Origin of the sequence: Enterobacter cloacae complex sp. I2 (genome assembly GCF_014896205.1) — a bacterium.
Classification (GTDB): domain Bacteria; phylum Pseudomonadota; class Gammaproteobacteria; order Enterobacterales; family Enterobacteriaceae; genus Enterobacter; species Enterobacter quasihormaechei.
Genome location: NZ_JADBRA010000018.1, coordinates 37,179 through 56,771, shown reverse-complemented (window position 1 = coordinate 56,771; position 19,593 = coordinate 37,179). Strand labels below are relative to the sequence as shown.

At 56.9% G+C, this 19,593-nt stretch carries 18 protein-coding genes and 1 pseudogene; 7 read left to right on the top strand and 12 right to left on the bottom strand.

What is annotated here, in order from left to right:
* Positions 1-177: 177 nt before the first annotated feature.
* A complete protein-coding gene (locus IM300_RS16285; RefSeq protein WP_102750664.1) occupies positions 178-768 on the top strand; it encodes a DUF4142 domain-containing protein in 591 nt (196 codons plus the stop codon).
* A 78-nt stretch (positions 769-846) separates the two neighbouring features.
* Here IM300_RS16285 and IM300_RS16280 read toward each other — a convergent pair whose 3' ends face one another.
* Both IM300_RS16280 and IM300_RS16275 read right to left on the bottom strand, forming a co-directional pair.
* Complete coding sequence (locus IM300_RS16280; protein WP_063451439.1) at positions 847-2,943, bottom strand: pyrroloquinoline quinone-dependent dehydrogenase; 2,097 nt, start codon at positions 2,941-2,943, stop codon at positions 847-849.
* Between the two features lie 10 nt (positions 2,944-2,953).
* A complete protein-coding gene (locus tag IM300_RS16275) occupies positions 2,954-3,319 on the bottom strand; it encodes a hypothetical protein (protein ID WP_193037409.1) in 366 nt (121 codons plus the stop codon).
* A 258-nt stretch (positions 3,320-3,577) separates the two neighbouring features.
* Between IM300_RS16275 and IM300_RS16270 the strand changes: the two are divergent.
* A pseudogene (locus IM300_RS16270) lies at positions 3,578-3,682 on the top strand (alpha/beta hydrolase); the annotation flags it as partial.
* 113 nt (positions 3,683-3,795) lie between these two features.
* Here the strand turns inward: IM300_RS16270 and IM300_RS16265 are convergent.
* The 6 genes from IM300_RS16265 to IM300_RS16240 all read right to left on the bottom strand — a co-directional run bounded on the left by IM300_RS16265 (position 3,796) and on the right by IM300_RS16240 (position 10,117).
* Positions 3,796-4,473, bottom strand: a complete 678-nt coding sequence (locus tag IM300_RS16265; protein ID WP_180210777.1) for a DUF1963 domain-containing protein — start codon at positions 4,471-4,473, stop codon at positions 3,796-3,798.
* A gap of 621 nt (positions 4,474-5,094) precedes the next feature.
* A complete protein-coding gene (locus IM300_RS16260) occupies positions 5,095-6,414 on the bottom strand; it encodes an FAD-binding oxidoreductase (RefSeq protein ID WP_193037407.1) in 1,320 nt (439 codons plus the stop codon).
* 214 nt (positions 6,415-6,628) lie between these two features.
* Entirely contained in the window at positions 6,629-7,330 is a 702-nt protein-coding gene (locus IM300_RS16255; protein WP_032707853.1) for a GntR family transcriptional regulator, read from the bottom strand.
* Between the two features lie 95 nt (positions 7,331-7,425).
* Positions 7,426-7,590: a hypothetical protein gene (locus tag IM300_RS22700; RefSeq protein WP_226842336.1), complete on the bottom strand. Its 165-nt coding sequence runs from the start codon at positions 7,588-7,590 to the stop codon at positions 7,426-7,428.
* A gap of 118 nt (positions 7,591-7,708) precedes the next feature.
* Positions 7,709-9,211 carry an aldehyde dehydrogenase gene (locus IM300_RS16245; RefSeq protein WP_193037405.1) on the bottom strand — a complete coding sequence of 501 codons (1,503 nt, stop codon included), beginning with the start codon at positions 9,209-9,211 and terminating at the stop codon, positions 7,709-7,711.
* A 9-nt stretch (positions 9,212-9,220) separates the two neighbouring features.
* Positions 9,221-10,117 carry a dihydrodipicolinate synthase family protein gene (locus tag IM300_RS16240; protein WP_370552248.1) on the bottom strand — a complete coding sequence of 299 codons (897 nt, stop codon included), beginning with the start codon at positions 10,115-10,117 and terminating at the stop codon, positions 9,221-9,223.
* Between the two features lie 395 nt (positions 10,118-10,512).
* On the opposite strand from IM300_RS16240, the gene yddG reads away from it, so the two are divergent.
* A complete protein-coding gene (gene yddG, locus IM300_RS16235) occupies positions 10,513-11,424 on the top strand; it encodes an aromatic amino acid DMT transporter YddG (RefSeq protein ID WP_193037403.1) in 912 nt (303 codons plus the stop codon).
* 264 nt (positions 11,425-11,688) lie between these two features.
* Complete coding sequence (locus tag IM300_RS16230) at positions 11,689-13,071, top strand: MFS transporter (RefSeq protein ID WP_193037401.1); 1,383 nt, start codon at positions 11,689-11,691, stop codon at positions 13,069-13,071.
* Positions 13,072-13,162: 91 nt separating this feature from the next.
* On the opposite strand, the gene IM300_RS16225 is transcribed toward IM300_RS16230, so the two are convergent.
* Complete coding sequence (locus IM300_RS16225; protein ID WP_193037468.1) at positions 13,163-14,185, bottom strand: GlxA family transcriptional regulator; 1,023 nt, start codon at positions 14,183-14,185, stop codon at positions 13,163-13,165.
* Complete coding sequence (locus IM300_RS16220) at positions 14,163-14,651, bottom strand: MarR family winged helix-turn-helix transcriptional regulator (RefSeq protein ID WP_193037399.1); 489 nt, start codon at positions 14,649-14,651, stop codon at positions 14,163-14,165. Before IM300_RS16220 ends, IM300_RS16225 begins: the two co-directional genes overlap by 23 nt.
* Positions 14,652-14,747: 96 nt before the next feature.
* Here IM300_RS16220 and IM300_RS16215 point away from each other — a divergent pair, with 96 nt between their 5' ends.
* The 3 genes from IM300_RS16215 to IM300_RS16205 all read left to right on the top strand — a co-directional run bounded on the left by IM300_RS16215 (position 14,748) and on the right by IM300_RS16205 (position 17,636).
* Positions 14,748-15,323 (top strand): UbiX family flavin prenyltransferase, encoded by a 576-nt coding sequence (locus tag IM300_RS16215; RefSeq protein ID WP_193037397.1) that lies wholly within the window; start codon positions 14,748-14,750, stop codon positions 15,321-15,323.
* A 10-nt stretch (positions 15,324-15,333) separates the two neighbouring features.
* Entirely contained in the window at positions 15,334-16,800 is a 1,467-nt protein-coding gene (locus IM300_RS16210) for a UbiD family decarboxylase (protein WP_193037395.1), read from the top strand.
* Between the two features lie 425 nt (positions 16,801-17,225).
* Entirely contained in the window at positions 17,226-17,636 is a 411-nt protein-coding gene (locus IM300_RS16205) for a GNAT family N-acetyltransferase (protein ID WP_107535278.1), read from the top strand.
* 129 nt (positions 17,637-17,765) lie between these two features.
* Here IM300_RS16205 and IM300_RS16200 read toward each other — a convergent pair whose 3' ends face one another.
* Together IM300_RS16200 and IM300_RS16195 are read right to left on the bottom strand one after the other, a co-directional pair.
* Positions 17,766-18,533 carry an ABC transporter ATP-binding protein gene (locus IM300_RS16200; protein ID WP_193037393.1) on the bottom strand — a complete coding sequence of 256 codons (768 nt, stop codon included), beginning with the start codon at positions 18,531-18,533 and terminating at the stop codon, positions 17,766-17,768.
* Positions 18,530-19,588 (bottom strand): iron ABC transporter permease, encoded by a 1,059-nt coding sequence (locus IM300_RS16195; RefSeq protein WP_193037391.1) that lies wholly within the window; start codon positions 19,586-19,588, stop codon positions 18,530-18,532. The genes IM300_RS16200 and IM300_RS16195 overlap by 4 nt, the downstream gene beginning before the upstream one ends.
* Positions 19,589-19,593: the final 5 nt, after the last annotated feature.

The following is a 19,593-nucleotide window of genomic DNA, read 5'->3' as shown; positions in this document are numbered from 1 at the left end:
AGATGGATTGAGCAATAAGAAGCGCGCCATTGATTATGATTACCGGCCATGCTGACGAGTAAACTGCGGGCGCAGCAGGTTCATCTACTATACTGACCGGGGTAGTTATCACTTATCTGCCCGGTTGCGCATAAAGCAACTCAAACTCACCTGTACCATGACCATCAGGAGAACAATATGCACACGAGTAAAACCCTGAAAAGGCTGCTAGCCGTATCAGCAGTTGCAGCAATGTTCAGCACCGTTGGCGTACACGCTCAGACGACAGGCGCCGCGCAGACTAGCGCTGCGGGCCAGGCTCAATCAGACGCCAAACTCAGCGCCGGCGACGAAAATGCGTTGAAGGACATGGCGCAGGCAAATATCAACGAAGTTGCCGCCGCCAGGCTCGCCCTCGACAAGGCTCAAACCAGCGACGTGAAAACATTCGCCCAGAAAATGGTCGACGATCACGGCGCCGCCCTGACCAAAGTCCAGGCCGTGGCCCAGAAAAAGGGCGTAGAGCTGCCGACCGAGCCCGACGCCGCGCATAAGGCCCTGACGTCGAGGCTGGAAAACCAGCGCGGTGACGCCTTTGACAAGATGTATATGGAATACGCCGGTGTGAAAGACCACCAGAACGTGCTGTCGAAGCTACAGAGCGACGCCAGTAAAATCAGCGATCCGGATGTGAAGGCCCTGGCCAACGAGCACACTCCGGTCGTTGAGCAGCACCTGAAGTCCGCAGAGCAGATGTCCACGCGCGCCGGGGCATCAGCCGATAAATAAGCGCGCCGGTAAAACGGCAGAGGCAAAATAAAGTGGGGCCCGCAGGCCCCACGCTTATTTCCCCCTTCCCGGGCAACACTATTCAGGCAGCGCGTAAACCACTACCTGGTCTCCTACCTGGTCCTTCAGGATCGTGTTTCCGCCCGCCACGAAGGCCACGTACTGGCGGCCTTTATACTCATAGACGGACGGGTTCGCTACCGCCGGGGCTTCTGCCTGATCGGACCACAGCTCTTCACCGGTTTCCACCGAGTAGGCGCGCACTTTGGCATCCATAGAGGCACCGATGAAGATCACGCCGCCCGCCGTCACGGCCGGGCCACCAATGGTAGGCGAACCCCAGCTTTCCGGCATGAAGAAGCCATACTGCTGGGAGGCGCCAACCGGACGACGCCATTTCACATCGCCCGTGTGCATATCCAGCGCCACGATTTCGCCAAACGGCGGCTTCCAGCACGGCATGCCCAGCCAGTTGCTCGCCACCAGCAGACGCATGCCGTACGGAGCGCCTTCCTGTGGGGCAAAACCGCTTTCGTTGCCGGAGTCTTTGTCTGCGTTATCGTAATCTTCACGGCTGTAAAGCTTCACGTACTGGACGATATGCGAAGTATTGACGATGGCGATCTGTTTTTGCGGATCGAACGCCACCCCGCCCCACTGCACGCCGCCGGCGCTATCGGGATAGGTGAGCGTGCCTTCGCCTTTGGTGGTCGGCGGGGTGTACATTCCCTCATAGGTCAGGTTATCCCACAGGCGGGAACACTGGCCGCCACCGACGATATCCGCCAGCTTCCAGATTTCCGGCTTTTTCGACTGGTCGAGCAGCGGCGCAGGTTTGGTCGGGAACGGCTGCGTAGGCGAGAGCACCTCGCCCTGCACCGAACCATCGCCCTGCGGAACCGGACGCTCTTCGATAGGCCATACGTCCTCTCCCGTCAGGCGGTTAACCACAAACAGGAAGCCCTGCTTGGTGGCCTGAACCAGCGCCGGGATCTGTTTGCCGTCTACGGTGATATCCATCAGCGTTGGCGCGGAGTTGATGTCGTAGTCCCAGACGTCGTGGTGTACCCACTGGCGAGACCAGACCACTTTACCGGTGTTGATGTCCAGCGCAGTGGTGGAGGTGCCAAGCGGAATAGCGTCGACGCGGTTGCCGCCCCAGTAGTTGGGAGACGGAGACGAGACCGGGAGATAGACCAGGCCGTTGGCCTCATCGGCAGACATGTGCGTCCAGACGTTGGCCGTACCGGTACGCTTGCGGATCTCTTCCGGGATCGCGTCAAAGGTCCATTCACGCTCGCCGGTCTGGGCGTTGAATGAAAATACGGTACCAGGAGGCGCTTCGGCATAGGCCCAGTCTTTCCCGGCCCAGCCTACCAGCAGATGGTTGCCGACGACGGTTGGCGGTTGCAGGACAGAGAGCGGATACTTGGCGTTAACGGTGTTCCACTGGTTCAGATCCAGCACGCCGTTGTCCGCAAAGTCGCTGCACGGTTTGCCTGAATCGGCGTCCAGCGCAAAGAGCTTGCCGTCAACGGTGCCCATATAGACGATTTTCTGGCATGCCTGACCGTTCACCGGTTGTTTTGCCTGCCAGTAGGAAACGCCGCGGTTTTTGAGCACCGGCTGGGTCAGCGCCTTGCGCGACGATTTGGTGTCATAGTGCCACTTCTCTTTACCCGTGCCCGGATCCAGCGCAATCAGGCGATCGAAAGGCGTGCCGATATAGAGCGTGTCGTTAGCGAAAATGGGCGTTGCGGACCATACGGTCGCCGGCGTATCGCCTTTGCCATCCGAGACGTCGCCGGTATGGAATTCCCATACTTTCGTTAATTTACCGACGTTATCCGCCGTGATCTGGGTTAATGGGCTGTATTTCTGCGCGTTAAGCTGCCCATGGAAGCTGTCCCAGGTGGCGGTGCCGGGCACCAGCGGCGTCGCTGGCTGGTTCGCCGAGGCGACTTTTTGCCCGCCACCGTTGCCGGTTGAGGCATCGTCTGTGGTTTTTGTGGTCCCGGGTGCCTGCTGATCGGCGGCATCAATGTTGAGCGAGTCCTGGGTTCCCTGAGAGGCCTCAGCGGCTTTATCCTGCGCCTGAAGCGCGAACGGAGCGACCAGCAGCGCCAGCGCCGTCATGCCGACTTTTATGAAGGGATAATGCTTATCGTTATGCACGGGCGGCTCCTCAGGTTCGGACGGAATGTTTGTAACGGGCGGAATTGCTGCTCAGCATAATCAGACCGATCAGGCCGACCACCATGGCTGCCGTTATGATGTACTGGTGCAGCAGCGCGGCGGCAAAACCAATACCCACTAACACGACCAGGGTGATAATTATCATGAAAACACGCGCCCCACGCCCCGATGCCGCACGTAACATAAAGGTCAGTATCGCCAGCACCGCGCTGGCAATGGCCACGCCCAGTGCGCCAATGGTGCCTGTGACGCCGGTGAGCGGCGTCCACCAGGCGTATAGCGCCACCGCGAAGCCTATTATCGCGGCCAGCAGCAGCAAAATACTGCCGACGCGCGAAGATTGAGAATGCAACATACCAGGGATCCCCCTCTAAAAAATGCAAAATGGACCAACGTAAAGCGTTTTCGTGGATATATGCCCCTGCTGTTCGCGCGTGCAATCGCTATTAAAACAATGCGGCGTGAAGAACGGCGGCATATTTCACTAAACGTTACTGAGTATAGAAGAGGATTTTTTTAAGGGACGTTTATCCGACGCGTGCCCTGCCCCACGCTGAGTTCATAAAGCGTCGTGTTTCGCGAAAAACGCACGGGCGAGGTTTATTGTCTGCTGTTTGGCCTTTCGTCCATTGGGCATATGGGATTTTTTCGTACGCGATGTGCGGAGAAATTATGGCCCGTCGTCGGTCAATGGCTGGAGAGTCAGTGCCCGGGTTGAACGACGCGTGAACATGACCTTCTGATTATTTGCAGGGTGTTTTCCCCTGCTGGCACAAAGTGGGCAGGCTCATGTTGAAGGTCCGCTATGAGCGATGAGAGGACGTTGAGTTTCTAGTAAAACTGACATGAAAACGTCCAGAGTCCCTCTGGGGATTTGTGAAAGTAGCCGATACCATTGTCCGCCCACATCCAGTTGACTTTTTCTTCTGACCCCACTTGAAAGACAAAATCTTGAATCCCCACACCATGTTGTATCTCCGTTGGATATCCTCCAACCTTGGTTCCCCTGTACCGGTTAAAACCATCATAGAATCTATCACTTGCATCCTCATCATCGTTTACGTCAGACAAGTCAATAATATCCCAGGCATCCTCCCATCCCGGAGCATCATCATTGACACTCACCCACCGAACCGGAAATGCGCGATATGGAGTGTTAATTGCAGGCAATAACTCAAGCCCATCAAGGGTGGCGTATTCTCGTATTAGCCACCCCTCGCCATGAGGTTTATCAAATGGATGGCTTTCCATATTATGATAAAGCACTAAGAGCGCGATCCCCTTCAGTTGTTCAGGAATCACGGGAAGCTCATCTACGCGAATCTGGAGTAGCGGAAACATCGGCTGCCCCTTCCAAACTGGCAACCCTTCACCTGGAAGAGCGACTCCTTTTAAAAACCAGGATGTAATTGGGTCTGCTGTAGGGCGGAAACCACCGACTTGTGCCACAGAGGCAGTACGTAATTTGGATCTGAGTTCTTCTAAAACTAACGCACTCCTGGATTTCATAATTGCATCCTTACGTATGCCTGTACTTCTGGATTCTGAAATAGAGAAGTTTTTATTATAAATCGTAATTATTACCCAACAGACCTAAATATTTCTGTGCTTCCTCTTCTGACTAGTAACGGAGGTCCGCTCCTGGCACTGAGCGGACTGTCATTGTCACGCATTTTGTCAGCGGTCAGTTAATCCAGTCTCCCGGCGTGAGGACCGGCAACTGCTCAAACGCTCTACTATTGTCGTTACCAGCACGATGCCGGCACCAATGGTATGCCCAGCGATCGCAGGGCCATTCAGGCCAATCGGCGTCCGGCGTCGGTATAACATATTTAACAAACTCATGGTGATGTGGTTTGTCAGGTGCAGAATTGTTATGGGCACAGTTACAGGACAATTAGATCGAAGCCACTGAATCACACAAACAGCCTTATAACAAGCTGCACGCCAAGCAAGGAATCCGAGCAACTCTATCTCTGGCCGCTGGGTAGACGTCTAGCGATCACCCGAATCTTAGCGATATTGGGCTATAAGGCATTAAGTAAGAGCGTCAGGTGGCGCTGCATTTATCCGACCTACACTACCCGTAGGCCTGATAAGCGCAGCGCCATCAGGCGTTTTCACGGAATGCTACACCTCCAGTCCGGCGCGGAACTGGCCCCACTTCAGCACCGAGTTCACCCCAATCGACAGGAACGGCTCCGGCGGGGTTCTGTTCGGGCCCGGCGAGGCCACCAGGAAATCGATCAGCTCGTTGCGCTCCCCGGCGATCATATCCGCCAGCAGTCTGCCGGTGGCGGTGCCGCGGGTGATACCCAGACCGTTACAGCACAGCGCGCCATAGACGTTCGGCGCCAGCTGGCCGAAGAAGCCTTCGTGATTGTCTGACAGGCAGATGGCCCCGCTCCAGGAGTATTCGAAATCAACCTTGCTCAGCATCGGGAAACGGCGCTCGAACGATTTACGGTGGGTCTCAATATTGTGCTTCAGCTGTTTTTCACGCGGGCGACCGTCGGGATGGAAGCTAAAGCTGTTGCGCATCAGGATGCGGTTATCAACCGTGCGGCGCACGGTGCTGCCAAACGGATGCGCCGGGATAACGCCCCACACCGGCTTGCCGCCAAGCTGCGCCTGCTCTTCAGCGGTCAGCGGACGGGTCAGGCTGCCATAGAGGAAGGTCGGCAGCAGGCGACCGCGCAGAAAACCAAAATGGGCGGCAAAGGCGTTGTTTGCAAGGATCAGCGTGTCGGCGGTGATACTGCCCAGGTCATGCACCAGCGTCACTTTATCACCATAGTCAATGGACGTGATCGGCGTGTTTTCATACAGGGTCACGTTAGATGGAAGGCTGTCCGCCAGCCCTTTCACCAGCGCCGAGGGCTGAAGCAGAATGGTGCCCGGAATATAAAGCGCCTGCTTGTAGTAAGAGATGCCGATATGATCCGGCAGATCCTTCCCGGGGATCATCTCTGCGTGGCGGCCAATTTTCTCCAGCCCACTGCGGTAGGCCTCGAGAATGGCGATCCCCTTCTCCCCCACCGCAGCCTGATATTTACCGGACTCGGTCATCTGACATTCAATGCCGTGCTCCTTTACAATCTCACGCAGATAGTTCTGCCCGAGCGTGTTGAGCTTGAGGATCAGATTGGCGGTGGTCACGTCGCCGATATAGTCCTTCGCCCCGATATCGTGCGGGACATCAATGGCGAAACCGGCGTTGCGCCCGGAGGAGCCGTAACCCACGTCCTGCGCCTCAATCAGCACCACTTCATCATCCGGGAAGTTCAGCGCCAGCTGACGAGCCGCCGCCAGCCCGGTTAGTCCGGCCCCGACTATCGCCCAGCGGGCATGCTTTTGCCCGACGTGGGCAGGACGCGGGGTACGCGGTTGACTGGTGTGATACCAACCCGGCAGGGCGTCGTCAGCAGGTAGAGAAGTGATCTTTTGCACGTGGGTTACTCCGGTAAGTAGCGTTGAATCAATGTTAGCCATCCCGAGAAAATGTGTATGTGATGTATATCTCATGTATACATCAAGTATAAAAATAGTTACAGGAATGATAAAAAAGGCGTGCGAAGCCCGGCGCAGCGGGGCGTCAGAGAAGAAATACGAATGGGGAAAGGAGGCCTGTCAGCGGGTGCCAGCAGGCCTTAGCGGGATGCGATCAGCGGTTATCCCCCTCCGGGAAAGGGGCGAAGTTATCGGCTTTCAGCCCCTGGGGCGCGATGAAGATCTCCATGTTTTCCCGCGACAGTTCCCAGTGCTCAAACACCAGATCGACCACCGCCTGTTCATCACGCGCCTCGATGGCAGCGATAAAGGCGTCGTGATGATCCGCAGCCAGCTGTAATCGGCGCTCCATGTCCTCGTTTTGCGGCCGGAAGAAGGTGTGCCCGATGCGACAGTGGTCGATCAGCAAACGTCCCAGGCTCGGCTGCAGATAGGGGTTGGCCGCCATCTCGCCCATGATCTCGTGAAAACGGTTGTTCTCCAGCGCCAGGGCTTCGGCATCGCGGGTTTGCACCGCCTTACGAAATCGCTTCTGGGTCTCTTTCAGCGCTTTTAGCTGCGCCGGTTTGTAATGCTGTACGGCAAGACGCCCGGTGGCTGCATAGATCATCGGCGCTACCAGGAAGAAATTGCGCAGCGTCGAGTGGCTCATCGGGATCACCCGTACGCCGCGTTTTTCCACAATTTCGAGGTACCCTTCCCCCGCCAGGCGTTGGAATACTTCACGCACCGGCGTACGGGAGAGACCGTACTGCGCGGTCAGCGCGGCTTCATCCAGCAGCTCGTCCGGATCCAGCTCCATGGTCAGAATATGTCGCTTGAGATCCTCATACAGCGCTACCTTTCCCGTTCTCATTGCCGCCTCCTGAAAATCGACCTGTGATGCTTAACTATGATGTTGCTTAACCTACAGATAAAGATGTGCAACAGCAAAATTATCAGCCACAGCAATCATGCTCTGCGCATTTCTCTGGCCGTCTGATAGATCAGCCTCAGGAGGGGCTCCGGATCCCGGTCTGGGGGATGGCGCAGGATCTCCCCACGCAGCCAGACAATTTCACTGCCGGCAACGTGGCGAAACGGCGGCAGCTGCCCGGCATTTTTAAGCCACTTCATAATAAAATCATTTTTTTGCCGGTTTGAGCAGATGCGTCCCTGCGTTCTCGACAGGCCAACCGCCACCAGAAGACAGAAATAGAAATGGATTCTCTCTTCCAGACCGTTAAAAACGGCTTCAGGCGTCGTCTTCAGAGAGATCAATCCAGAGAGTCTTCAGTTCGGTGTACTGGTCGAGGGCGAAGACAGATTTATCGCGCCCGCCAAAGCCCGACTGCTTGTAGCCACCAAACGGCGTGGTGGCGTCACCTTCCCCGAAGCAGTTCACCGTCACCGTACCGGCACGAATGGCGCGCGAGACGCGAATGGCCCGCTTCAGCCTGCTGGTGTAGACCGACGCGGCCAGACCGTATTCTGTATCGTTGGCCAGCGCAATGGCCTCGGCTTCGGTTTTAAAGGTGGTGACGCACAGCACCGGGCCGAAGATCTCCTCCCGGAACAGCGCGCTCTCCGGCGTCACGCCATCGATAATGGTCGGCTGGACGTAAATGCCCTGTTCAGTATCGCCGCCCTGCACCATCCGCAGCCCCTCCTGGCGGGCGGTGTCGAGATAGCCGCTCACCTTGCTGAAATGCTCCGTCGAGACCATTGCCCCCAGTCGGTTGTTGGGATCGAGCGGATTGCCCATCGGCCAGTCGCCAATCTGTTTTGCCATCTCGGACAGTAGCGCCTCTTTGACATTTTCCTGCACCAGCAGGCGCGAGGTGGCGGAACAGTTCTCGCCCATATTCCAGAATGCGCCGTTCAGCACGTGGCCAGCCACGGTCGCCAGATCCCCCGCATCGTCAAAGACCACAGCCGGATTTTTACCGCCGCACTCCAGCACCACCTTTTTCAGGTTGGATTCTGCCGCGTAGTGCAGGAAACGCCGTCCGGTAGCGGTGGAGCCGGTAAAGCTCACCATGTCGATATCCGGGTGCAGGCCAATCGGCTCCCCGACCTCCCTGCCGGTGCCAGTGACGATATTCAGCACCCCCGCCGGGACGCCCGCTTCATACGCCAGCTCGGCAACCCGCAGCGCGGTCAGCGAGGTTTGCTCCGCTGGTTTCACGACCACAGAACAGCCAGCCGCCAGCGCCGGGCCAATTTTCCAGGCCAGCATCAGCAGCGGGAAGTTCCACGGCAGGACGCAGCCCACCACACCAATCGGCTCGCGCACCACCAGCGCCATCGCGCCGTTACCGACCGGGGCGGTGTGGTCATACAGTTTGTCGATGGCTTCGGCGTGCCACTTCAGCACGTGGATAGTTTCCGGCACGTCGACCGCTTCACATTCGCTGACCGGTTTGCCGCTGTCGAGGCTCTCCAGCACTGCCAGAGAGGCGATCTCCTGCTCCATCAGCGCCGCCAGCTTCAGCAGCACCGCTTTGCGTTCGCCTAGCGCCTGCTTGCTCCAGCTTCCGGCCTCGAAGGCGCTGCGCGCCCCTTCCACCGCGGCGTTGACGTCGGTGACGTCGCAGGCGGCAATGTGAGTAAGGATCTCCCCAGTGGCAGGGTTAGTGGTCGCCAGGGTCTTGCCTGAACGCGCAGCCACGAAGCGGCCGTTGATAAAGGCTTTGTCTGCCAGAGAAAGCCCCCGGGCGATGACCGTTACCGCATCCAGCGTTTGCAACTGACTCATATCGCCCCCTTACAGCGCCGCAGCGACGTTGCGTTTCACATCGGCAATCACCGCTTTCAGCTGCGCTTTCTCTTCTTCATTCAGATCCTGCAGCGGCGCACGCACCGTGCCGGAGGTCAGGCTGTTGAGCTCGCAGCCGTAACGGATGGACTGCACGAACTTTCCGCCGTCGAGGAAGTTCATCAGCGGCATCATCGCCGCCATGATCTTGCGACCTTTGGCGAAATCTTTTTCCACCACGCAGGCTTCGTACAGCGCCACGTGCTCGCGCGGGATGAAGTTGGAACCGGCGCAGACCCAGCTTTTCGCGCCCCAGGCGAAGAACTCCAGCGCCTGATCGTCCCAGCCGCAGGAGAGCGCGATATTCGGGAATTTGCAGGCCAGCAGGTGCAGGTTGTTGAAATCGCCGGAGCTCTCTTTAATGGCGACCACGTTCGACGAGCGGCTCACTTCGCGGAAGTAGGTCTCGCCCATCGTGATGCCCATGCGGCCCGGGTAGTTGTAGAGCATGATCGGCAGCTGGGCAGCTTTATCAACGGTCAGCGCGTGATGGGCGTTTTCCAGCTCGGTCGGCAGTGCGTACGGTGGCGAGGTGACCAGGATGGCATCGGCTTTGGTTTCACGCGCATGTTTGGCATAGTCCACCGAGTCTTCAGTACGGGTAGCCCCAGTGCCGACAATCAGCGGCAGGCGGGTACCAATCACCTGGCGGGCGTGTTCCACCAGCGCTTTACGCTCTTCCGGGCTTTGGGCGTAGTATTCACCGGTAGAGCCACCGATGATGATGCCGTGTACGCGGGCCTCGATAAGCGACTCCAGCACGTCGGAAAAGCGTGCAAAATCAATGCTGCCATCGGCTGCGTAAGGGGTAATTGCCGGGGTGTAGATACCTTCAAATGTCAACACGATAACCTCCAGGGGGAATTCACGACCGTCACAGTCTGCTACGCAACCCTGATGGACTGCGTTTGTTAAAAATTTGCATACAGAGGGGCAAAAGGTCAATGAATGAATATTTTTTGTATACATAAAAAATACAACGTAAATACGCATCAATAGAAGATTTTGACAACCACTGCAAATTTATATCTTATAAATCAATAAATTAAACAGTTTATTTCGTCGTGTTAATTTTCTATATGATTTCCGATAGCGATCACACTCCCGAATTATCACCCTCTGAGACGTATTTACAGCGCCTTTCCGGCGGCATAGTTTTAATGCTGTAGTTAACCAGAATTTAACAAAGCGGCACATCGTAACGCCGGATTGTGACCAGAATGTAAACAGAGGTACAGGGTATGCCCCAAAAGAAAGCGACACTCATCGGCCTGATTGCCATCCTGCTCTGGAGCGCGATTGTCGGCCTGATCAAAAGCGTGAGCGAAGGCTTTGGCCCGGTGGGCGGGGCGGCACTGATCTACACCTGCAGCGCGGTGTTACTGCTGTTTACCCTTGGCTTTCCGAAGATCAAAAAATTCCCGCTAAGTTATCTCATCATCGGCAGCGTGCTGTTCGTCTGCTACGAGCTGTGCCTGTCGCTGTCGCTGGGCTTTTCCCATTCCGGGCGGCAGGCGATTGAAGTGGGGATGGTGAATTATCTCTGGCCGAGCATGACCATTTTACTGGCGGTGATCGTTAACCGGCAGAAAACCAGCCCGTTAATTATTCCCGGGGTAATTTTAGCTATCGTCGGAATAGGCCGGGTATTAGGCGGCGACGGTGGGTTTTCTCTCACGGAGATGATGAATAATGTTATGGATAATCCGTTAAGTTACGGGCTGGCATTCAGCGGCGCAGTGATCTGGGCGATTTATTGCGTAGTCACCCAACGTATCGCTCAGGGAAATAACGGCATTACCTTGTTCTTTATCTTAACGGCGCTGACGCTGTGGGTGAAATATCTCACCTTACCCCAGCCGGAATTTAATCTGTCGTGGCATGCGTGGATTAGCCTGATGCTGGCGGCGATGGCGATGGGCTTTGGCTACGCCGCCTGGAACGTCGGGATCCTGCACGGCAACGTCACGGTGCTGGCAGCGGCGTCCTACTTTATTCCGATTATCTCGGCAGTGCTGGCGGCCTTTATGCTGGACTCACACCTGACCCTGGCCTTCTGGCAGGGAACGGCAATGGTCAGCCTCGGATCGCTGATCTGCTGGTGGTCGACGCGCACGGTTGCCGTAAAACGATTATCTGACGAAGCATCTTAAAAATATTAAACACAGTAACAATATAATAAATATAAATAACAGCTTATCCGACCATCCTGCAGCGGAGGAGTATTTGCCATGAATTACGCGAAATAACGCACGCTCTTATTTAACGCTTGAACCTTCTTAGACCTATATTTATTCCGTAATCGATGATTAATGGAAAGCGGTTTCGCTCGGCCTGAAGAAACATTCATCGCTAATGATGTTTATTCCTGCTGTGACCCATTAATTCAACGATATCGGGGAAAGACAGGAGTTACCATGTCAAATACCGTTTCTGTTGAAGACGTACCCCTCAATCGCTTTCACCGTCTGCTGACCGTTCGCTCCGGTGGCGGCTCCTTCGTCGATGGTTATGTGCTGAGCATTATCGGCATCGCCATGATGAAGGTCTCCCCAGCCCTGGGGCTGACCGCCTTCTGGGAGGGCCTGATTGCCGCCTCGGCGCTGATCGGCATCTTCTTTGGCGGCTTTATCGGCGGTGCCCTCACCGACCGGCTGGGCAGACGGATGCTCTATTTCGTCGGCCCGACGCTGTTTGTGGTCTGCTCCGTGGCGCAATACTGGGTGCAGAGCGGCGAGATGCTGTTTGCCCTGCGCTTTTTAAACGGCGTGGCGGTGGGCATTGAGTACCCGGTGGCGACCGCCTTCCTGGTGGAGTTTCTGCCAAAGAAAAACCGCGGGCCGTGCCTGGCTACCCTCACCATCCTGTGGTTTGCCGGTGCCGCCGCAGCCTACATGATCGGCGAAGCGCTGCTGCACTTTGGCGGCCCGGACGCCTGGCGTCTGACCCTGGCCAGCACTGCGGTAATAGGTGCGCTGCTGTTCCTGGTGCGTATGGGCACCCCGGAATCCCCGCGCTGGCTGATCAGCAAAGGCCGTCACGCCGAAGCCGAAGCGATCATTCGCAAGGTGTATGGCCCTGACTTTGGCCTGGACAACCTGCCGGAGCAGGCGGAAAGCAAAAACCTCTCCTTCTTCAACCTGCTGCACTCAGGTTACGGCAAACGCATGGCGTTTGTGACCATCTTCTGGACCTGCTCGGTGATCCCGGTGTTCGCGGTCTATGCCTTTGCGCCGAAAGTGCTGGATGCGCTGCACCTGAGCGGCAAATGGGCCTCCTACGGTTCGGTGGCGATTACGCTGCTGTTCGTGGTCGGCTGCATTATCGCCACCCGACTGGTGAATACCCTGGGGCGTCGCAAACTGCTGCTGCAGAGCTTCCTCTGGTCGGGGCTGGCGCTGCTGCTGCTGGGCCTGCTGCGTGACGGGCCGTCGATGATTATTCTGCTGATGTTTGGTGCTTATGCGCTGTTTATCGGCGGGGCTCAGGTGCTGCAGTTGGTCTACCCGAACGAGATTTTCCCGACGGAGATCCGTGCCGGTGCCGTAGGTGTGGGGACTTCGTTGTCGCGCATTGGCGCTGCGGTCGGCACCTGGCTGGTGCCCGCCTCGCTACAGAGCCTGGGTATTGGCACCACTATGTATATCGCCGCGGCGATCACCTTTGTGGGCTTAGCCGTCTCATGGTGGCTGGCACCGGAAACCAATGCCCGCAGCCTTGCCGATGCGGCCTCGCTGGATGACACCCCGTCACCAAAAGCGAGTGTGCCGGGGTCGATGGCGAAGCGGCACATGCTGTAACTTTCGTAAAAAGAACGCCGGGTGGCGCTGCGCTTACCCGGCCTACAAAATCCGTAGGCCCGTGCAAGCGAAGCGCCGCCGTTCAATGCCACTACTCTTTCACCAGTTTCTCCACTTCCCTGCGCCGTTTGCGGAACGAGCTTGGCGTTTCACCGTACTGTTTACGGAACCAGGCGATCAGGTGTGAGGCATCGGCAAAACCGGTGGCGGTGGCGATGGCGTTAATGCTGTTGCTGGAGTCGGCCATCAGCTTGCGCGCCTGATCAAGACGCATCCGCCGCCAGTACACCGCCGCCGAGTGACCGGTACACTGGGTGAAGATCAGATTGAGCTGGCGGAAGGTCACTCCGGCAAACTCCGCCACCTCCGCCAGTGGCACTGGCGAGTCGAGATGATGTTTCATAAACTCAATCACCTTCGTCACCAGCGGATTCTCGTAGACGTCAGGTTCGCCAAGCGGCGCTTTGTGCTTCGCTTTCGGCGTGGGCACCTCATCCACCAGCAGGTATTTCAATACCTTTTGAGAGCGTACCAGCCCACAGTGCTGGCGGATCAGATCCGCCGCCAGGTCAATCGCCGTGCCGCCCGGGCAGGAGATGATCCCGCCGTCTTTGATGTAGGTTTTATCGATCACCGGAATGGCTTTCGGGAAACGTAGCCGGAATTCGTCCCGGGTGGTGAAGTGGATCGCGCAGTGGCGACCGTCCAGCAGCCCGGCGTTACCGGCGACAAAGGCTCCGCTGCACAGAGTAATGATCGGAATATTGCGGGCGTGCAGATCCCTCAGGGCCTGCAGCAGCCATTCCGGCGACTGGCGGGTCTCCTCCAGCAGCCCGCCCGCCACCACGAAGTAATCCCACTCCCGGGCAAAATTGAGCTTTGCGGTAGGCGACACCGGCAGGCCACAGCTGGCGGTAATCGGCTGGTCATCGCAGGTCATCCACTCCCAGCGGCAGAAGATCTGCCGGCTGGAGAAGGACTCGTCCGCCGCAAAGCGCAGGGACTCTACCAGCCCCGCTACCGAGGCCAGCGTAAAGTGTTTCATCAGCAGAAAGCCGATCGTCAGGTCGGGCTTCGGCTCACTGTGGCTGTCAGGCAATTTCGTTGGAGGCATAGTCATCAGGCTCCTGCAATCCCCCCAGCTTGCTCAGCAGACGCTTCAGGTCGGCGATATCCTGGGTATTCAGACCGGCGGTGATCATCTTTTCGGCGCTTTTGGCCTGCTCAATCATCTGCGCCAGCATCGCCTCGCCCTCTGCGGTCATAGAGACCAGCTTGCGGCGGCGGTTGGCGGGATCGGTCTGCACCTTCAGTAGCCCGCTTTTTGTCATCCGATCGACCACATAGGTGCCGGTAGCTTTATCAAACCCGGCGCGGTTCCCCAGCGTTTGCTGGTCGCAGGTGGTTTCTTCCGCCAGCACTACCAGTATGGCGTACTGCACGGCAGATAACCCGGTATCGACACACTGGCTCCAGCAGGTGGTGGAGTGCTGCCCTGCGCGGCGCATCAGGTGCATTAATGAACTATCGCCGTGCGGCCACAGGGGCGCGGCAAGGATTAAGTCGCGATTTTCTGCCATCGACTCTCTTGACTCCTGAAAATGACAAACATATAGTTCGAACACAAACAGTTTGAACTCAAACTATATCTGAAAGTATTGCTACAGAGAACCCGCATGAAGCTTGTTGTAGGCATGACTGGCGCTACAGGCGCTGCAATTGGCGTTCGTTTACTAGCCGCGCTGAAAGATCTTGACGTCGAAACGCATCTGATCATCTCTAAATGGGCGCGCGCCACCATTCAACTGGAAACGCCCTACAGTGTACAGGACGTTATTGCTCTCGCCTCGAAGAGTTACAGCGAGCACGATCAGGCGGCGGCAATCTCCAGCGGTTCCTTTCGCGTCGATGGCATGATCGTGGTGCCGTGCAGCATGAAAACTCTCGCCGCCATCCGCTGCGGCTACGGCGATGGCCTGATTGCCCGCGCCGCCGACGTGACGCTGAAAGAGCAGCGCAAGCTGGTGCTGGTGCCGCGAGAATCACCGCTCAACGCCATCCATCTGGAGAATATGCTCGCCCTGACCCGCGCCGGGGCCATGATGCTGCCGCCGATGCCTGCCTTCTATAACAACCCCATCAGCACGGACGACATCATCAACCATTTTGTGTCGCGCATTCTGGATCAGTTTGGCCTGGATAACACTTTAACTAAACGCTGGGGTGAACCTCACTCCGCTCCCACGGCTTAAGGAGAGCCTGATGAACTATTACGGTGACTTACGCAGTTATATCGATGCCCTCGACGCCATGGGCGACATCATGCACGTGACCCGCGAAGTGGATGGCGATTTTGAGCCGAGCGCCATCACCCGCCGCAGCTATGAGATCCAGTCCCCTGCCCCGCTGTTCCACAAGGTGGCAGGCGTGGCCCCCGGTTTCCGCCTGTTCGGTGCCCCGGCCAGCCTCTCCTCCCGTCAGGAGATGCCCTATGCCCGCGTGGCGATGTCGCTCGGCCTGGCCCCTGCGTCCACCGGGCCGCAGATCGTCGAAGCGCTGTCGGCGGCGCGCCATAAGCCCGGCATTCCCCCGGCGCGGGTAGAGTCTACGGATGCCCTGTGTCATCAGAACATCCTGCGTGGTGAAGAGGCGAACCTCGATCGCTTCCCGATCCCCTTTGCCCACGTCAAGGACGGCGGTCGCTACGCCAACACCTGGGGCACGCTGATCGTCAAAACGCCGGACGGCAAATGGGTGAACTGGTCCATCGCCCGCGTGATGAAGGTCGACGGCAAACGGATGGTGGGGCTGATTGTGCCAAGCCAGCATATCGGCCAGATCTGGGCTGAGTGGGTCAAGCTCGGCCAGCCGATGCCTTACGCACTGGTGCAGGGCCCGGCTCCGGCGATCTCCTGTGTTTCCGGCATTCCGATCCCGGCCCATGCCGACGAAGCGGATTACATCGGCACTCTGGCGGGCGAGCCGGTGCCGGTGGTGAAGGCGGTCAGTATCGATTTGGACGTGCCTGCCACAGCAGAGATCGTCATTGAAGGCCATGTCTCTGTCGAACGCGATTGTCAGGAAGGCCCGTACGGTGAGTATGGCGGCTATCTCGGCGAGGGCTCGTCTGCCCAGCCGACCTTCCACGTCGAGACCATTACCCACCGGGACGATCCGATCTGGCCGATGTCGATCACCGGCCGCCCGACCGACGAGTCGCATACGCTCTGGGCGATGGGACTGGCCGCCGATGCCCTGACGTATCTGCGTGAAGCGGAACTGCCGATCGTCACGGCCTGGATCCCGGAAGATTCCACCGTCCACTGGCTGCTGGTGGTGGTGCCGCAGAACTGGCGCGAGCTGCTGCCGGGCGTCACCAGCGAAGCTCTGGCGCAACGCATCGGCGAGGTGCTGTTCAAGACCGACGCGATGGTCTTTATTCCGAAGGTCTACGTGGTGGATGATGATTTTGATCCCACCAACCTGCGTGAAGTGGTGTGGGTACTGTCAACCCGCGTACACCCGGTTGGCCGCCGCGTGGTATTTGACGATCAGCGCGTGATCCGCTTGCCGCAGTGTTATGAAGAAGAAGAATATGTGGCAGGTAAGGGGGAAAAAGTGGTGTTTGATACGCTGCAGTCCACCCGCCATCTGCATGCCTCGTTTGAGCAGGGGTATCCGGAAGAGGTACGCCAGCGCGTACTGGAGAACTGGCCGTCGGAGCTATAAGTCTCTTAAGCCTGTCTGTTTAAACAACTGACAGGCATATACGGGTTTCCCATCGCCCACTTATACAGCGATGAAAAACGACAAGGTCAAAGCCATTGTCGCCTTCGAGCCTGGCTGCAGCGCTGTATTCCCGGAAATATCTTGAGTATGTTGCCAGTCGTACCTGCCTGTGGCGTTTATCTCAGTAATACCTGAATCAACTGAAAGAAGATATACACTGACCTGCTCCCCACAGATTGATGCAGATTAATGTTAGTAACGTCCGCTCTTGGCACGAAGCGGACAAGATGGCCAGGCTGAAGGTCTGTTGTGAGCGAGAAGCGGAGCATCAGTCGCGATATGTTGTCATTATTCCGATTGGCAGACTTTATTAACGCATGAATTGTGTTAATTTCAATTATCCCTGCTACTGCTTAGGTTAAATTATGCAATCAAACTATGAAGTAATTGAAACAGTACCTCTTCCAGAAGATTTTTGCCGTTTACGCATCATCGCCGGATTAACTCCCCGACCACTTGAATTGGCAAAACGCGCACTTCCTGCAAGCTGTTATGGAGTACATATTGTGTGTGCCGGAAATGCTGTAGGGATGGGGCGTATTGTTGGCGATGGTGCCCTGAACTTCGAGATCGTTGATATTGCTGTTGACCCGGAGCATCAGGGAAAAGGTTTGGGGCGAGAAATCATGCAAAATTTAATGTTATGGTTTGAACAGCATGTGCCCGCCGGTGCCTATATTACCCTGATAGCCGATGTTCCCGCGTTATATGAAAAGTTCGGTTTTAAGAACGTACGGCCTGAAAGCGAAGGCATGGCTCTGATTTGGGGACACTAGATGTCATCCCCCTTTGGAAATTTAACGGAAAGGGTTAAGCTTCTTAGAAACATGCTTAAGGGATAGCCAAAAAAATGATTGTTAACTGTATGGTTTACCGTTCAGGCCGCCCCAGCCACGTTAATCCGACTAATTTTCGATTGCGCCATCTACAATTACCAGCGGTCTTCCCCGCGAACAATGTTCAATTCTCCCGCGTACGCCGTACACCTGCGCAAGATTTTCTGCGCTGATCACCCTTTGCGGATCGCCGCTGTCGATAAGTTTTCCCTCTTTCAGCATGATTACCTGGGCGGCATGCCGCAGCGCAATATTAATATCGTGCACGACGACCAGCGTGACCATATTGCGCATCCGGGTTTCGCGGGATACCACGTCCATCACGTGAAATTGATAGTTGAGATCCAGCGCGCTCAGCGGTTCATCTAGTAGCAACAAAGAAGGACGGCGAATAAGCGACTGCGCGAGCCCCACCAGCTGTTTCTGGCCGCCGGACAGGCTATCGAGGTAGTTCATCGCCAGATGTGCGATACCTAACTCTTCGAGCATCGCTATCGCCTGCGCCCGATTTTGCTCTGCACCAGAGGCGCGCTGGGCGACAATCACCGACTCCAGCACCTGAAGGTGCACACCCTGAGGCAGCGATTGCGGCAGAAATACCACTTTTTCAGCCCGGCGGGAAAATGGCAGCGATAACAGATTCTCTTCATCCAGCCAGGCCTGGCCACTGGCGCGATTTAGCCCCGCCAGGGCGCGCAGCAGCGTTGATTTACCGCAGCCGTTGGAGCCCAACAGTACGGTGACTTCGCCGCGCGGCAGCGTAGAAATCGACAGATTCTCAATGATCTGGCGTTTGCCGTAACCGGCGCACAGCGCATTAATGGTTAGTCCGCTCATGACATACTCCCTCGATGGCGCATCACAATGCTCAAGAAGAACGGAACGCCCACCAGAGAGGTAACAATCCCTATCGGTAAAATGACACCGGGAATAATGTTCTTCGATGCCACCGAGGCCAGCGACAGCACCAGCCCGCCGGTGAGGATGCTCCCGGGCAAATAAAAGCGATGATCTTCCCCCAGCAGCAGACGGGCAATATGTGGCGCAACCAGGCCTATAAAGCCAATTGGTCCCACAAACGCAACCGAAAGGGCCGCCAGCAGGCTGATACGCAGCAGAGAACCCATGCGTAAACGGCGAACATCAATGCCAAAACTCATTGCCCGCTCTTCGCCAAGGCGTAGCGCGGTAAGCTGCCAGGCACGACGCAGCGACCAGGGCAAAACCATCGCCATCGCCGCCGCCAGCACCGCCAGCTTCTCCCATGATGCGCGCGCCAGGCTGCCCATCGTCCAGAACACCAGGCCCTGCAACGTATCTTCATCGGCGACAAACTGCATAATGGAAACCAGCGCATTGAAGGTAAAGACCAGTGCAATACCAAACAGCACAACGCCCGACGTTGGCACGCGCGTCCAGCGGGTCAGGCTGTCGAGCAACAGGGCGGAAAGGAGCGCGAAAAGAAAAGCGTTAGCCGGTATAAACCCGCTTTCCGGAATGCCGGGAATACCGATACCCAGCACAATCGCCAGCGCTGCGCCAAAGGCCGCCGCCGACGAAACGCCGAGCGTAAACGGGCTGGCGAGTGGATTATTCAGGATAGTTTGCATCTCTGCCCCAGCTAAACCCAGCGCCATTCCTACCAGTAGCGCCATCAACGCATAGGGCAAACGGATGTCCCAAACGATAACCCGCATGCCTGTAGTCACCCGGGCGGGGTGGAGCAAAGTCTGTATCAGCGAATGTAAAGGGAGCCCCGAGGGGCCGAGGATAAAATCAAGCAGCAGCGAAGCGATAATTGCGACAAAAATAACCGCCAGTATCGTCAGGCGCTGGCGAAACAGCTGCCGATAGCGGGTTCCGACCGACAGCGTACTTTTTATTACAGTCATGGTTT